This window comes from Streptomyces sp. NPDC059398 (genome assembly GCF_042751845.1).
Classification (GTDB): domain Bacteria; phylum Actinomycetota; class Actinomycetes; order Streptomycetales; family Streptomycetaceae; genus Streptomyces.
This window is the reverse complement of sequence record NZ_JBHYWP010000035.1, coordinates 1-261: the sequence shown is the minus strand read 5'-3', so window position 1 is coordinate 261 and position 261 is coordinate 1.

Sequence of the window (261 nt, the reverse complement as noted above, 5' to 3'; positions counted from 1 at the left end):
GGCGCGCGGTGGGGCTCTGCCGGCCCTAACGGCCGTCGCCGATGGGGCGCGGGGGGGGGCGCGCGCCCCGCTTCCGGGGATCGTCGAGGCCGACGATCTCGGTGTGTCTGTGCTTTGTGTCTGTGCTTTGTGTGTGGCGGAGAACCTACCAGTGCGGCGAGTCGGGGGTGCGGGCGGCCCCCCGGCGGCGGCCCCCCAACCAGGGCCCCCCCCCCGAAAAACTCCACCCCCGGGGGACACACCCCCGTGACCCCCGCCCCC